Annotated in this window: 15 protein-coding genes and 1 pseudogene; 5 read left to right on the top strand and 11 right to left on the bottom strand. The window is 73.7% G+C overall.

Features of this window, described 5'->3' with window-relative positions:
- Positions 1 to 102 precede the first annotated feature (102 nt).
- The 6 genes from AB0910_RS18300 to AB0910_RS18275 are packed head-to-tail and all read right to left on the bottom strand — an operon-like array spanning position 103 to position 4,788.
- Positions 103 to 1,146: an LLM class flavin-dependent oxidoreductase gene (locus AB0910_RS18300; protein ID WP_366745628.1), complete on the bottom strand. Its 1,044-nt coding sequence runs from the start codon at positions 1,144 to 1,146 to the stop codon at positions 103 to 105.
- On the bottom strand, positions 1,143 to 1,418 hold the full coding sequence (locus AB0910_RS18295) for a tautomerase family protein (RefSeq protein WP_366745627.1): 276 nt from the start codon (positions 1,416 to 1,418) through the stop codon (positions 1,143 to 1,145). The genes AB0910_RS18300 and AB0910_RS18295 overlap by 4 nt, the downstream gene beginning before the upstream one ends.
- 1 nt (position 1,419) lies before the next feature.
- Positions 1,420 to 2,916, bottom strand: a complete 1,497-nt coding sequence (locus AB0910_RS18290) for an aldehyde dehydrogenase (RefSeq protein ID WP_366745626.1) — start codon at positions 2,914 to 2,916, stop codon at positions 1,420 to 1,422.
- Positions 2,909 to 3,640: an alpha/beta fold hydrolase gene (locus AB0910_RS18285; RefSeq protein WP_366745625.1), complete on the bottom strand. Its 732-nt coding sequence runs from the start codon at positions 3,638 to 3,640 to the stop codon at positions 2,909 to 2,911. The genes AB0910_RS18290 and AB0910_RS18285 overlap by 8 nt, the downstream gene beginning before the upstream one ends.
- A 6-nt stretch (positions 3,641 to 3,646) precedes the next feature.
- Complete coding sequence (locus AB0910_RS18280) at positions 3,647 to 4,198, bottom strand: amino acid synthesis family protein (protein WP_366745624.1); 552 nt, start codon at positions 4,196 to 4,198, stop codon at positions 3,647 to 3,649.
- Positions 4,195 to 4,788, bottom strand: a complete 594-nt coding sequence (locus tag AB0910_RS18275) for an amino acid synthesis family protein (protein WP_366745623.1) — start codon at positions 4,786 to 4,788, stop codon at positions 4,195 to 4,197. The genes AB0910_RS18280 and AB0910_RS18275 overlap by 4 nt, the downstream gene beginning before the upstream one ends.
- Positions 4,789 to 5,101: 313 nt before the next feature.
- Here AB0910_RS18275 and AB0910_RS18270 point away from each other — a divergent pair, with 313 nt between their 5' ends.
- Positions 5,102 to 6,055, top strand: a complete 954-nt coding sequence (locus AB0910_RS18270; protein ID WP_366745622.1) for a flavin reductase — start codon at positions 5,102 to 5,104, stop codon at positions 6,053 to 6,055.
- Positions 6,056 to 6,095: 40 nt separating this feature from the next.
- Positions 6,096 to 7,535: a cytosine permease gene (locus AB0910_RS18265; protein ID WP_366745621.1), complete on the top strand. Its 1,440-nt coding sequence runs from the start codon at positions 6,096 to 6,098 to the stop codon at positions 7,533 to 7,535.
- A gap of 82 nt (positions 7,536 to 7,617) precedes the next feature.
- Here AB0910_RS18265 and AB0910_RS18260 read toward each other — a convergent pair whose 3' ends face one another.
- Together AB0910_RS18260 and AB0910_RS18255 are read right to left on the bottom strand one after the other, a co-directional pair.
- Positions 7,618 to 8,454: a siderophore-interacting protein gene (locus AB0910_RS18260; RefSeq protein ID WP_366745620.1), complete on the bottom strand. Its 837-nt coding sequence runs from the start codon at positions 8,452 to 8,454 to the stop codon at positions 7,618 to 7,620.
- A gap of 149 nt (positions 8,455 to 8,603) precedes the next feature.
- Positions 8,604 to 9,566 (bottom strand): SURF1 family protein, encoded by a 963-nt coding sequence (locus tag AB0910_RS18255; RefSeq protein ID WP_366745619.1) that lies wholly within the window; start codon positions 9,564 to 9,566, stop codon positions 8,604 to 8,606.
- A 163-nt stretch (positions 9,567 to 9,729) separates the two neighbouring features.
- Here AB0910_RS18255 and AB0910_RS18250 point away from each other — a divergent pair, with 163 nt between their 5' ends.
- The gene (locus AB0910_RS18250; protein ID WP_366745618.1) at positions 9,730 to 10,185 is read left to right on the top strand and encodes a peptidoglycan-binding domain-containing protein; all 456 of its coding nucleotides are present in this window, start codon (positions 9,730 to 9,732) and stop codon (positions 10,183 to 10,185) included.
- A 270-nt stretch (positions 10,186 to 10,455) separates the two neighbouring features.
- Here AB0910_RS18250 and AB0910_RS18245 read toward each other — a convergent pair whose 3' ends face one another.
- The 3 genes and pseudogenes from AB0910_RS18245 to AB0910_RS18235 all read right to left on the bottom strand — a co-directional run bounded on the left by AB0910_RS18245 (position 10,456) and on the right by AB0910_RS18235 (position 12,198).
- Positions 10,456 to 10,887: an EamA family transporter gene (locus tag AB0910_RS18245; protein ID WP_366745617.1), complete on the bottom strand. Its 432-nt coding sequence runs from the start codon at positions 10,885 to 10,887 to the stop codon at positions 10,456 to 10,458.
- Between the two features lie 292 nt (positions 10,888 to 11,179).
- Positions 11,180 to 11,317, bottom strand: a pseudogene (locus AB0910_RS18240) (EamA family transporter); the annotation flags it as partial.
- On the bottom strand, positions 11,317 to 12,198 hold the full coding sequence (locus AB0910_RS18235) for a MurR/RpiR family transcriptional regulator (protein WP_366745616.1): 882 nt from the start codon (positions 12,196 to 12,198) through the stop codon (positions 11,317 to 11,319). The gene AB0910_RS18235 and the pseudogene AB0910_RS18240, both read right to left, overlap by 1 nt.
- 23 nt (positions 12,199 to 12,221) lie before the next feature.
- Here AB0910_RS18235 and AB0910_RS18230 point away from each other — a divergent pair, with 23 nt between their 5' ends.
- Both AB0910_RS18230 and AB0910_RS18225 read left to right on the top strand, forming a co-directional pair.
- Complete coding sequence (locus AB0910_RS18230) at positions 12,222 to 13,145, top strand: oxidoreductase (protein WP_366745615.1); 924 nt, start codon at positions 12,222 to 12,224, stop codon at positions 13,143 to 13,145.
- A gap of 181 nt (positions 13,146 to 13,326) precedes the next feature.
- A complete protein-coding gene (locus AB0910_RS18225; protein ID WP_366745614.1) occupies positions 13,327 to 14,049 on the top strand; it encodes a sulfite exporter TauE/SafE family protein in 723 nt (240 codons plus the stop codon).
- Positions 14,050 to 14,084 lie beyond the last annotated feature (35 nt).

Below are 14,084 nucleotides of genomic sequence, written 5' to 3'. Positions count from 1 at the left end.
CATGGCACAAGACGGTAGTGACCCGGAAGTCGCAGGTCAATCCGTGGGTACGGTGGAGCCTTGTGCCATACAAGTACCGTATTGCCGTGCGGGGCGGTGGCGCTACTGGAACGCGGGGACGACCTCCTTGACGAACAGTTCGAGCGAGGCCCGCTTCTCCTCGTGCGAGAGGCTGTTGTCGATCCAGAAGCTGTACTCGTCGACGCCGAGTTCCTCGTAGCCCCGCAGGCGCTCCACGACCTCGGCGGGGGTGCCGATCACGGCCGTCCTGTGCAGCGACTCGGGGGTGAACTCGGGGCGGCCCTCGAACTTCTCGGGCGGGCTCGGTTCGAGGAAGCCGTTGACGGGCGCCGTCCTGTTGCCGAACCACGCGTCGAAGGTGCGGTAGAAGCGGTTGATGCCCTCGGCGGCGGGACGCCAGCCGTCCGGGTCGTCGGCCGGGTGGACATGGGTGTGCCGCAGCACCATCAGGTCAGGGCGGGGCACTTCGGGGTGGTCGGCGACGGCGGTGTCGAACTTGGCCTTGAGGTCGGCGACTTCCTCGTCGCCCTTCATCAGCGGGGTCACCATCACGTTGCAGCCCTGGGAGACGGCGAAGTCGTGGGAGGCGGGGTCCCGGGCGGCGATCCACATCGGCGGGGCGGGCCGCTGCACCGGCTTGGGCACACTGGTGGCCGTCGGGAACTGCCAGATCTCGCCGTCGTGTGCATAGTCCCCCTGCCACAACGCCCTCACGGCGGGAACGAGTTCACGCAGATGGCGGCCGCCGTCCGTGGCCTTGAGGCCGTCGGCGAGGCGGTCGAACTCGATCTGGTAGGCACCGCGGGCGATGCCCACCTCCATCCGCCCGTTGCTGATGACGTCCAGCAGGGCCGTCTCGCCCGCGGCCCTGACCGGGTGCCAGAAGGGGGCGATGATCGTGCCCGCGCCCAGGCGGACGGTCGACGTACGCGCCGCGAGGTGCGCCAGGATCGGCAGGGGGCTGGGGGAGATCGTGTACTCCATGGCATGGTGCTCGCCCACCCACACCGTGCTGAATCCGCCGGCCTCGGCCATCAGGGCCAGTTCTGTGAGGTTCTCGAACAGCTGCCTGTGGCTGGTCGACTCGTCCCAGCGCTCCATGTGCGCGAACAGTGAAAACCTCATGACGGCTCCTTCTCCTCGGTGGCGGGTCCTGCGGGGGACCCGAGGGCGGGCCCGGTGCCCGCCCCTGCGGGGGGCGCTGCGGCGGCGCGCAGCTCGGCGAGGGTCGCGTCGCCGGTGGCCCAGTGCGTGGCGGGCACCTCGTGGACGACGACGCGTATGTGCTCCGGCCTGGTGTCCACGGAGCGCAGCACCGCCGCGTGCACCTCGTGCAGCAGGGTGCGCAGCTGCCGCGGTGTGCGGCCCCGGCCGAGCGTGATGGTGACCTGTGGCATGTCAGCTCCGCATCGTGAACGGGTCGGCGAGCGGCTCCTCGCTCGTGTTGATCCAGACGCTCTTGAGCCGGGTGTACTCCTTGACCGCCTCGGTGCCGTGTTCGACACCGACGCCACTGCTCTTGAAGCCTTGGCGCGGCGACATCGGCGACATCGCGCGGTAGGTGTTGACCCAGACGGTGCCCGCGTCGAGGCGCGCCGCGACCCGGTGGGCGCGCGCCAGCCGGGTGGTCCAGACGCCCGCAGCCAGCCCGTAGTCGCTGTCGTTGGCGAGGCGTACGGCCTCCTCCTCGGTGTCGAAGGGCAGCACCGCGACCACCGGGCCGAAGATCTCCTCGCGCATGACGCGCATGGTGTTGTCGACGTCCACCAGGACGGTGGGCTCGTAGAAGAAGCCGCCGAGGCCGCCGTCGGTCGCGGCGCCCCCGGTCAGCACGCGGGCGCCCTCGCTCCGCCCGAGATCGACGTAGGAGGCCACCTTCTCGCGCTGCGCCTCGAAGGCCAGCGGGCCGAGTTCGGTCTCCTCGGCCAGCGGGTCGCCGATGCGGATGGTGCGCGCGCGCTCGCAGACCCGCTCGACCAGCTCGTCGTGGACCGAGCGGTGGACGAGGACCCGGCTGCCCGCGATGCAGGTCTGCCCCGCCGCCGCGAAGATGCCTGCGACCACCCCCATGGCGGCGTTGGCGACGTCCGCGTCCTCGAAGACGATCTGCGGTGACTTGCCGCCGAGTTCGAGCGTCGAGCCGACGAAGCGGCGTGCGGCCGCGGCGGCGATGCGGGACCCGGTGGCGGTCGAGCCGGTGAAGGAGATCTTGGCGAGGCCCGGGTGGTCGACCAGGGCCTGCCCGGCCTCAGGCCCGAAGCCGGTGACCACGTTCACCGCACCGGGCGGGAAGCCGGCTTCGAGCGCCAGCTCGGCGAGGCGGAGGCCGGAGGCCGAGGTGTGCTCGGACGGCTTGACCACGACGGTGTTGCCCGCGCACAGGGCGGGGGCGAGCTTGCTGGTGGTCAGCGTGAGGGGGGAGTTCCAGGGGGTGATCGCGCCCACCACGCCGAGCGGTTCGCGGGCCGTGTAGTTGAGCACCCGGCGGTCCGAGGCGGGGACGGTGGAGCCGTGGATCTTGTCCGCGAGCCCCGCGTAGTAGTGGTAGTACTCGGGCAGCGCGGCCAGCTGGCCGCGCATCTCGCGCAGCAGCTTGCCGTTGTCCCGCGACTCGGCCACCGCGAGTTCCTCCGCGTGCTCCCCGATCAACTCACCGAGGCGGCGCAGGAGATGGCCGCGCCGGGTCTGGCTCAGATCGCGCCAGCCGGGGCGCTCGAAGGCGTCCTGCGCGGCAGCCACGGCGCGGGCGACGTCCGGTGCGGTGCCGCGCGCCGCACGGTAGAGCGTGCGGCGGGTGGCCGGGTCCGTGCTGTCGAAGTACGCCCCGTCCGCGGGTTCCACCCACGCGCCGCCGATGAAGTGCTGCCAGGTGGTGGTTCCTGTGGGGTCAGGCATGTGCGCTCTCTCCGATGAACGAGGTGAGGGCCTCGACGAGCGCAGCCGGGCGCTCGACGGGCAGCATGTGGCGGGCTCCGGGGACGACGACGGCGCGGCACGAGGGCAGCGCCGCGGCCAGCCTGCGGGCCATCGCGGGCGTCGACCCGGGGTCGTCCGCCCCTGTCACCGCGAGGGCCGGGGAAGCGATCTCGCCCAGGCGGGGGCCGAGTTCGGCGTCCGCGGTGGCGAACACCCGGTAGCAGGCGAGGAAGGAGCCGGGGTCGTTGGCGCGCAGCGTCGCCTCCGTCCGCCTGACGGTGCCGGGCGGGACGTCCGTACCCGCGTACCACCGTTCGAGCGAGGCGGCCGTGCTCGCGGCGAAGTCGGTCTCGGCGAGGTGCAACCGCGTCCGCACGGCCGCGCGTTCGTCCTCGGTCCGCTTGCAGACCGAGCTGACGGAGGTCAGGGTCGCGGCCAATTCCGGGCGGTGCAGGGCGAGGTGCTGGGCCACCAGCGCACCGAGCGAGAACCCGACCAGGTGGGCGCCGGCCGGCACTCCGGCGGCCACCCCTTCGGCCAGCTCGGCGAGGGTGGCCCGGGCGCCCACCGGGGGCCGCGCGCCATGCCCCGGCAGGTCGAGGGCGCGTACGGTGAAGCGGTCGGCGAGCAGCGCCGCGACGGGCTCCCACATGGTGCGGTCGAGTCCGACGCCGTGCAGCAGGACCAGGGTCGGCTTCCCCACGGCCGGCTACCGCTCGCTCGCCAGCGGCGCGAGCCGGGCCTGCGGGCGCCCCTGCGACGCCGCGGCCAGGCCGATCACGATCTCGTCCGCGCGCGGGCCGTCCGGCACCCGCACCTCGATGCTCTGGTGGTGGGAGCGGATCGTCGCGTCGGTGATGTGCTTGAGGGGGATGTCGAAGACGGCGCCTGCGACGGCCCGCTTCTCCACCGCGGGCAGCAGTGTGGTGGCGTTCGCCGCCTTGCGGAAGTGGTCGCCGAACTTCAGTGTGTGGATCAGGCCGCTGCCGTGCTCGATCTCGCCGTCGAGCCCCACGATCGCGGCCTTGCCGTACGCTTCCACCGGCGCGCCGAGCGCCTCGACGACCCGTGGCGCGAGCAGCGCGCCCAGCTCGGGGGCGACGTCGTCGATGCCGGGCAGCAGGTCGGTGACGAAGCCGCGCCCGGCCCACGGGTTCTCGATCACGGCGAGCACCACCGCCGTGCGCGCGACGGGGTCGACGGCCCGGCCGCCCTCGGTGTGGACGTCCTCGGTGAGAGAGATGATCTTGCGCAGTTTCATCGGGTGGTCTCCAGGTCGGCGAGGCGGACTTCGGGGTCGGAACGGCGGTCGCCGATACGGGCGTTGGGCCGTGGCCCGGACGCGGCCGCGGCGACCACGACGATCTCGTCGGGGCGCGGGGCGTCCGGCACCCGGATCTGGACCGTCTGGTAGTGGGAGCGGGTGGCGGCGGCCGACTTGTGCCACACCGGAACGGTCAGCGGCTCGCCGGCCGCCAGGCGGTCGTCGCTGAACACGATGATCGAGGTGCCCCCGGTCAACTCCCTGAGCACATTGCCGAAGTACGGTGTGTGGATCAGCGCGCCACCGTGCTCGATCTCGCCGTCGAGCCCCACCACGGCCGCCTTGCCGAAGGACTCGACGCGGTCCGCCCCGCCGAGCGCGTCGATCAGCCGCCCGGTGAGCAGGTGCCCGAGGCCGGGGGCGAGGGACTCGACCTCCGGCTGGAGATCGGCGACGAAGCCCCGGCCCGCCCACGGATTGCGGACGACCGCGGCCGCCGCGGCCCTCCGCACCGGAGTCGCCACCGGCCGCCCGACCTCGGTCAGCACCTCGTCGACGAGCGTGACGACCTTGCGCAGGCCGCTCATGCGGCGCGTCCCTGGCCGGGTGCCGCGGGGGCGCCGCCGTCCCCCGGCGCGGCGGGCGCGCGGCCGGGCCGCCGTACGGGGGCGGACGGCCAGAAGCGGACCGCATGACGTATTGGTTGTTGCTGTGCCATGGCAGCGAGGCTAGGAGTCCCCTGGGGGCCCGTCAAGGGGTGGCGGCGAACGCGCGCCCCTGACCAGAGCATTTACCGCCCCCCGCCCGGTTCGTCGAGTAATTTCCGCACGAGCATTGACAGTCCAACTCTTCGGTTCTTACGGTCGTCTGCCATGCAAGAGTCTCGTTGAGGGGATCGATATGAGCCGCACTCTTGACCACACCGGCCCCATCGGGGCCGCCACCCCGACGGACCGGGCCGCGCGCCTCAGGAGCACCTGGCACGCCGCCTGGAACGAGGGCGCCGTCGACGCGCTCGACGACCTGCTCGCCCCCGCCTACGTGCGCCGCAGGGGCCCCGCGGGCACCCCCCAGGGCCGGGGCGAGTTCAAGGCGGGCATCAGCGCGGTACGCGAGGCGTTCCCCGACCTGCACACCGAGATCGAGGACGTCGTCGAGGACGGCGACCGGCTGGCCGTCCGCTGGCGCAGCACCGGGGCACACGCCGGCGCCTTCCTCGGAGTGCCGCCCACCGGCAGGCGCGTCGAGGTGTCCGGGGCGACCTTCGCGCGCTTCGAGGGGGACACCGTCGCCGAGGAGTGGGTGACCTTCGACGCCAGGCAGCTGCTCGAAGCCATCGGCGTCATCACCACGGGCCACACCGCCGCGGTCGACCCCGATCTGGTGCGCGGGGTCCACCGCAGGTTCATCACCGGGGTCACGGTGGTGACCACCGACGACGCGGGCACCCCCAAGGGCCTCGCGGTCAACGCCTTCTCCAGCATCTCGCTCGACCCGCCCATGGTCCTGGTCTGCGTCCAGCGCAGCTCGGCCACGCACCCCGCCCTGCACCGCGCGACCCACCTGGGCGTCAGCATTCTCGCGGCCGACCAGCTGGAGGTCGCCAAGACCTTCGCGGGCAAGAGCGACGACAAGTTCGCCGAGGTCCTGTGGACGCCGGGCGAGCACGGCACGCCGCTGATCGACGGTTCGAGCGCCCACTTGGAGGTCGAGATCGGCGAGCGCATCGAGGCCGGAAGCCACACCGTCTTCACCGGCCGGGTGGTCGCGGCCCACCACACCGACCGCGCCCCGCTCGTCTACAGCGGCGGCGGCTTCTTCGACATCTCGCGGACGGCGCCCCTCCCGTGGTGACCCGCCCCAGCCCCCGCCCCGACGTCTTCCGGAGCGCGCCATGACATCCGCAGGCCCCCGAGGGCCCGTGTACGGCAGCACGGTCACCAAGGTCGAACCCTTCGGCGTCGACCACATCCCCGACAGCGAGCGGCACGGCAGGCCGAGTTCGCAGTTCTTCGTCTGGTTCGCCGCGGGCCTCAACTTCCCGATCATCCTCGTCGGGTTCAACGCGGCCTGGTTCGGGCTGAGTTTTCCCACGGCCGTCCTCGCGGTCGTCGCGGGCGCCGCCGTGGGCTCCGTCCTGATGGCCGTGATGTCGCGCATGGGGGTGCGCCTCGGCGTGCCCCAGCAGATCCAGGCCAGGGGACCGCTCGGCTTCTACGGGAACTTCCTGCCCGTCGCCTACATCAACGTCTTCTCCGGGATCGGCTGGGCGGCGGTCACGGTCATCCTCGGCGGCAAGGCGTTCGGGGAACTGACCCACCTGCCGGTCTGGCTCTGCGGCGCCGTGCTCACGGCCGCGGAACTCGTCGTGGCCGTCTACGGCTACAACATGATCAACTTCCTCCAGCGCGCCCTCACCTACGTGCTGACCCCGCTGTTCGTTCTGATCACCGTCGTGGCGGTGGTGCGCGGCGGCAGCCTCTTCGCGGCCGATCCGCACGCGGGCGGCTACGTCGGCACGGCCGGGGGATCCATCACCCTGGGCGGCTGGTTCCTCGCCTTCCTCGTCGCGTGGGCTCCGTTCGCCTCCGACTACTCGCGCTACCTGCCCGACACCCCCGGCGTCGTCCGGCAGACCACCTGGTACACCGGCCTCGGCAACTTCGTCACCATCTGCTGGCTCGGCATACTCGGCGTGGTGGTCGGCGGCTCCGCCTCCGGCTCCGACACGATCGTGGCGCTGCACCAGCTGGCCGGGCCGTTCGCCGTCCCCGCGCTGATCGCCGTCGGCCTCTCGGCCCTGGCGCAGAACTTCCTCAACGTCTACGGCGGCGCCATCTCCGTACAGACCCTGAAGGTCCCCGTGACCCGCTCCCAGGCGGTCGCCGCCATCTGCGTGCTCGCCTACGCCATCAGCCTGTGGGGGGCCTCGGGCACCGAGGACAAGTTCAAGGTCTTCCTCAACCTGACGGCGTACTTCATCGCCCCCTTCGCCACCGTCCTGCTGCTCGACTTCTACCTGGGCGGGCGCGCCGACCGCGGCAGGATCGGCGAGCTCTACGACCGCTCCAGGGTCCTCGACTGGGGCGCGGTGGCCTGGGCCTGCGGCGTCGCGGCCTCCGTGCCGTTCTGGCAGTCGTCCCTCTACACCGGGCCCTTCGCCGCCGCCCATCCGGGCGCGGGCGACCTGAGCATGTTCGTCGCGGCCGGCGCCTCGGCCGTCGTCTACCTGCTCACCCGCCGGCTCAGGCCCCTGTGGCGCAGGCCCGCCGCGCCGGCGGAGCCGGCCGCTGAGCGCGGCGAACGCGCTCCCGGTCTCTCCGCGCGCACCTGACGCGGACCTGGCGCCCCCGGCCGCCCGGTGCCCCCGTGGGCGGGCCCGGCACCGGTGCGGCCCGCGGCGAGGCCGTCCCCCGTCAGCCCCCCGAGGCGACCGCGACCGCCGGGGCCTGTGCGGTGCGCCAGAAGCCGGAGAAGGTGATGCGCTCCTTCGGCATGCCCGCGCCGTGCAGATGGCGGCGGCCCTCCGCCGCGAGCGTCTGCTCGCCGACGACGAAGGCGTAGCCGCGCGGGTCGATGTCGGCGCACTCCCTGAGCGCCGCAAGCGCCTTGGTGCCCGGCACGGCGCGCGCGTCGGCGCGGGGGAGCCACTCCACGCGCATGCCGGGCGGCGCGCTCAGGGCCCGGCGGTCGGCATCGAGCGGCACCTCCTGCAGCACCCGGCCCACGGTCCCCGGGGGCAGCGAGCGCAGGATCCCCGCCACCGCGGGCAGGCCGCTCTCGTCGGCGACGAGCAGCACGCTCGCGGCGTCGGCGGGCGGGTCGAACAGGACGCCCTGGTCGAGCAGGGCCAGCTGCTCGCCCGGCACCACGGAGGAGGCCCAGATGGCGACCCCGCCTTCGAGTGCGCCGTCGTCCCCGCGGTGCAGGACCACGTCGATGTCCAGTTCGCCGCTCTCGGCGCGGAAGTCGGCCACCGTGTAGTTGGCGCAGTAGGGACGGGTCTCTTCGGGCATCGCGAGATACGGCTTCCACCACGTCGTGCCGACGACCTCGGGCGGGTGGAAGCGGTCCTGGTGCGGGTGGCGGAAGAAGAGGCGGAACCAGTGGTCGTAACCGCGCCAGGGGAAGTCGAGCAGCTGCTCGCCCTGTACGGTCACGCGCTGCATGCTGGGCGTGAGGCGCGTGCAGGCGAGGACGGAGGCGCGGAACAGCGCGGGGCTGTGCGGCTGGATGCGCGTACGGGAAGCCATGAAGGTAAGGCTAAGCTAACTTCGCCCTCGATGGTGACGGCCGTGCCGAAATGCTCCGCGCGACCGGAACGCTCTGCGCGGGGGACGCGCTCCTGCGGCCGGTCCGAGCCCGAGCCTGCGGCAGGGGTGGGCCGTGCGGCCGTGGCGCCTCAGCCGTCCCGGTACCGCCGCCGGCCGTTGCCGAGCAGCGCGTACAGGTCGGCGGCGGGCGAGACCGCGCCGCCCGCGGGCGGCGCGGGCGCAGCGGCGGCGGGCTCGGACTCGGGCTCCGGCTCGGCCTCCGGGTCCGGCCCCGGCCCCGCGGGGGCGCCCCCGGGAGCGGCCGCCGCCTGCGCCTCCGCGTCGATCTCCGTGTCGCGCCGGAGCAGGATCCACCAGCCGAGGGGCACGGCGGCGGCAAAGATCCACCACTGGATGGCGTACGGCAGGTGCACGCCCTGGCCGACCACGGCCATCGAGTTGGTGTCCTGCTGCGGCCCCGGCACGAGCTCGGCCTCCGCGGATGCGGCGGGCTTCGGGGAGGTGGCGGTGAGTTCCACGTACCCCGCGACGACCGGGTCGGGGATCTCCCGCGCGTGCTCGGCACTGTTGATGATCACGGACTGGTGCGGGGGCAGGCTGGCCCGCTTGTGGATGCCGGTGCTCGCGTAGGTCTCGTCCGGGCGCAGCCGTCCGGTCACGGTGACCGTGCCGCCCGGCACGTCCGGGACCTCGGGATAGGCGGTGCCGCTCTGCGAAGCGGGCGCGACCCAGCCCCGGTTGACGAGGACCGCCTCACCCGTGGAGGTGATCAGCGGCGTGACGACCTGGAAGCCCACCGCGCTCGACGCGTTGGTGCGCTGCCTGACGACGAACTGGTGTGCCGCGTCGTAGTGCCCTGTCGCGGAGACCGTGCGGTAGGTCAGGGAGAACGGCACGGTGCCGCCGGGCCTGGACAGCGAGGTGACCGGCGCCGGCGCGGCGCTCTGGTTGCGGTCGATCATCTGGTTGAGCGCGTTCGCCTGCTCGTATCTGTGGTACTGCCACAGCCCCAGCCGGTAGAAGGTGGGGATGAGGGCGGCCAGCACCAGGGTCAGGACGATCCAGCGCCGAGTCAGCAGGGTTCGCAGCACCCGTCGAAGGTACCCCGGGCGCCGATGAGGACGTTCACGGGGTGCGGGTCTGCCCAGGAGCGGAGGAGTCAGGGGAAATCCTCACAACCGGGACCAGTGCTTCACAACGGGGCGGCGGTAGCGTGTCCGTCGTCCTTGACACCGCCATATGGGGGAGACACACATGGCACAGCACAGGTTCACGAGAGCATTAGCAGGCATCCTCACCGCTGCGACTCTCACCACCGGCGGACTCGTCGGCGCCACCGCGGCCACCGCCGCGCCCGCCCGGCCCGCCACCGCGAGCGCCGCCACCATCCAGGCGGCCGTCAACAACCTCGGCCTGAACACCGCAGAGGCCAAGAGCGTCCAGTGCTACGTCCGCGACGCCGGGTACAGCCCGGGCGCGATCGACGGCCAGCTCGGCACCAGCAGCTGGAAGGCCTGGCAGAGCTTCCTCAACGCCCTCGGCTACAACGCGGGCAGCGTCGACGGAGCCGTGGGCCCCAACACCATCCGCGCCCTCCAGCGCTTCCTCAACTACGTCGGCTACGACACCGGCGGCGTCGACGGCATCGCCGGAGCCAAGACCAAGGCCGCCTGGGCGGCGTTCTCCAACCTCGGCGGAGGCTGGTGCTGACCAGCGTGCCGCGGCGAGCGCCGACGACCCCCGGGGCCCTCCTCTCTCCCCGGTCCGCCCTGACCCGGGTGCCAGGGCCGTCGCGCCGCCCCTGACGGAGGAACACGGGGCGCGGGACCGGGCGCAGGCCCGCCCCGCGCCCCGCGCCGTCGCGCGGTACGACCCCCGCCCGGCCGCGCGCCGCGGACGCAGGACACCGGCCTGCCGTACCCTGGCCGCCGCGGCCGTCCAGGCGGCCGCCCCGCCGGCGGCCGGACCGCGCCCGGGGCGTCACAGGCTGATCGCCGCGATGCCGGCGAGGACGGCGGCCGCGCCGACGAGGCGGCGCGCCAAGTGGGCCTCGTGGAACAGCCGCCAGGCGAGGAGCGAGCCGACGACGATGGACGACTCGCGCAGTGGCGCGACCAGCGCGACGGGCGCCGTCCGCATGGCGGAGAGCACGAGGATGTAGGCCAACGGCGAGAACACCGCGACGGTGAGGACAGGTGCCGCGTTCCGCCGGACGGTCGACGCGATCTCCGTCCTGCGGCGCAGGGCGCTCGGGGGTGAGGAACAGGCACTGGAGCAGCAGCGTGCCGGAGTAGTAGCTGACGGGCGCCAGGTGCAGGGACGTGACCGAGTAGCTGTCCCAGAGGGTGTACGCGGCGATCGAGGCGCCCGTCGCCGCGCCCCACCCGATCCCGCGCGCCGGGTGGCTACCACCGCCGCCGAACGGGTTGCCGGTGACGACGACGATCCCGGCGACGACGGTGAGGCCCCCCAGCACCGCGGCCGCGGTGGGGCGTTCGCCGAGGAGCAGGACCGCCGACGACATCGTCAGGAGCGGCCCCGTGCCACGGGCGACCGGGTAGACCACACCGAGGTCGGCGCGGTCGTAACCGCCTTGCAGCGTCAGGGAGTAGACCACGTGCAGCGCGGCCGACACGGCCGAGGCCGCGGCGAGCTGGTGGGTGACGGGCTGGGTGCCCTCGACCGCCAGGACGACGCCGACCGGGACGCACAGCACCGCCGACGCGCAGGTGTACGCCCACACGAACAGGACGGTGTCGCCCCGCTTGTACTTCGACACGATGTTCCACAGCGCGTGCGCGGCGGCGGCTATGAGGACGAGCGCGATCGTGCCCGCGCGCATCAGACGATGTCGGGAAGGTCGATGCCGGCGCGCTCGGCCCGGCGGCTGCGCTCCGGGTCCCGCAGGGCGAGGGCCGCGCCCAGCGCGTCGACGACGACGAGTTGGGCGAGCCGGCTGCCCGCCGCGGCCATCTGCGCGGGCAGCGGCACGCCGCCCACGACGAGGGCGATGTCGGCGAGGTCTGCGAGCGGGGTGCCGTACTGGTTGGTGATCGCGATCAGCGTGGCGCCGGCCGAGGAGGCGGCGTCGGCGACGGCGAGCGTCGCGGCGGTGCGCCCCGTCGAGCTGACGGCGACGAGCACGTCCCGGGGGCCGAGCAGCCGCATCGCGATCATCGCGGACTCGTGGTCCTGGATGCCCGAGGTCCGCGCGCCGAGCGCCCGCAGCCGGAAGACGGCGTCCGCCGCGACCGTCGCCGAGGGGCCCGCGCCGTAGGCGAGCACCTGATCCGCCTGCCGCACCGCGCGCACCGCGTCGTCAAGCCGGGCGGTGTCGAGGGCGCCGCCGAGCGCGGTCAGCGCGTCGCTGCCCGCGCGGATCGCCGTCTCCAGCACCGTCGCGGTCGAGGCGTCCGCCGTGAGCGTGTCGGGCGGTGCGAAGAACTGCGCGGTGCCGCGGGCGCGGGCGATCTCCATCTTGAGTTCGGCGAAGCCGCTGAACCCGACGGCCCGAGCGGCGCGTACCACGCTGGGGGCGGAGACGCCCGCCCGCGCCGCGACCTGCGCGGTGGTGCTCGTGCCCACGAACAGCGGGTCGGACAGCAGGAGTTCCACGACCTTCCCCTCGCTCGCCGCGAGGCCACCGCTGCGGGCGCGCACCGTTCCGAGCCACCGGGTGAGGGCCTCGCTCGCGGTAATGAGATTACTGTTGTCATCATCCATTCGTAACAGGGTAACGTACCGGCATGGAGCGGAACAGCGGCTCTCGGAAGCCGAGGACACAGGACGGCACGGCCATCGCGGTCGTGGGCCCGGGGGCGATCGGCACCACCGTCGCCGCGGCGCTGCACGAGGCGGGCCGCACCCCGCTGCTCTGCGGCCGCACGGCCCGCGAGCGCCTGGAACTGCGCGACGCCGGGGGCCTCGTCACCGTGCCGGGCCCCGTACGGACCGACCCGGCAGGGATCGGCGCGCCGGTCGGCCTCGTCTTCCTCGCGGTCAAGGCGACACAGCTCGACGCGGCGGCGCCGTGGCTCACGGCGCTGTGCCGGCCGGGCACCGTCGTCTGCGTCCTGCAGAACGGGGTCGAGCAGGAGGCGGCCGTCGCGCCCCGTGCCCCCGGCAGCCGGGTGCTGCCCTCGATCGTGTGGTTCCCCGCACAGGCGCAGCAGGACGGCTCGGTCCTGCTGCGCGGCGAGGCGCGCCTGACCCTGCCGGATGTGCCCGCGGCCCGCCTGGTGTCCGACGCGCTGCACGGCACGCGCTGCGCCGTCGACCTGGCGGCCGACTTCACGTCGGCGGCCTGGCGCAAGCTGCTGCAGAACGCGGTGGCCGGGCTCATGGCCCTCACCGGCCGCCGCGCCGGGGTGTTCGCGCGCGCCGACATCGCGCGGCTCGCCCTGGACTATCTGCGGGAGTGCCTGGAGGTGGCCCGCGCCGAGGGCGCGGTCCTCGGCGACGAGGTGCCCGGCGAGATCCTCGAAGGCCTCAGGTCGCTCCCCGCCGACCTGGGCACCTCCATCCTCGCCGACCGGGAGGCGGGCCGGCCGCTGGAGTGGGACATCCGCAACGGCGTCGTCGCGCGGCGCGGCGCGGCCCACGGCATCCCCACGCCGGTCGGCGACGTGGTGGCGCCGCTGCTCGCGGCCGCGAGCGAGGGACCCGGCTGACCGGCCCCGGCCCGGCGTGGCATAGTGCGGTGCCGACAGCGCCTAGGGTTCCGGTGCCTCGCGGCACGGCTGGTCCGAGCGGCGCCACCGTGCGCCGCCGGAGGCGTGCGGTCATCTCACGGGACAAAAGCCTTGAGGAGCGGTCCCGGCGCGCCCGCGGCGGGACGGAAACGGTCCTCGCATGCCCGCGCTGTCCCTTCTCTCCCTGCTCGCCCTCGCCGCCGGTGTCCTCAGCGGCGTCGTCGGCACCGGCTCCTCGCTGATCCTTCTGCCGGTCCTCGTCGTCCTGTACGGGCCGCGGGTGGCCGTGCCGGTGATGGCGATCGCCTCCCTGTTCGGCAACGCCGGCCGGGTGCTCGCCTGGTGGCGCGAGATCCGCTGGCGGCCGGTGCTCGCGTACGCGCTGACGGGCGTCCCCTGCGCCGCGCTCGGCGCCCACACGCTCCTGGCGGTCCCGCCGGCCGCGGTCGACGTCTCCCTCGCGGTGTTCTTCCTCGCGATGATCCCGCTCCGCCGCCTGATCCGGCGCTCCCGGTTCCGCGTCCGCCTGTGGCACATGGCGGCCGCCGGCGCGCTCGTGGGCTTCCTCACCGGCCTCGTGCTGTCCACGGGCCCGCTCAGCGTGCCGGTCTTCACCGGGTACGGGATGAGCGGCGGCGCGTTCCTCGGCTCGGAGGCGGCGAGTGCGCTCCTCCTCTACGCGGGCAAGCTCGCGACCTTCGGCGGCGCCGGCGCCCTCGCCCCGGCCGTGGTCGCCCGCGGCCTCGTCATCGGCACCGCCCTGCTCGCCGGCTCCCTGCTCGCCAAGCGCCTCGTGCGCCGGCTGCGTCCCCGCGCCTTCGATCTCCTCATCGACGCCGTACTCGTCACGGGCGCCGCGGGCATGCTCCTCCCGCTCCGCTGAGCCGCCGCCGCGGGCGCCTCCGGCGCGTCACGGCC

Origin of the sequence: Streptomyces sp. NPDC047002, from assembly GCF_040704505.1 — a bacterium.
Taxonomy (GTDB): domain Bacteria; phylum Actinomycetota; class Actinomycetes; order Streptomycetales; family Streptomycetaceae; genus Streptomyces.
This window is presented reverse-complemented; position numbering and strand designations above follow the sequence as displayed.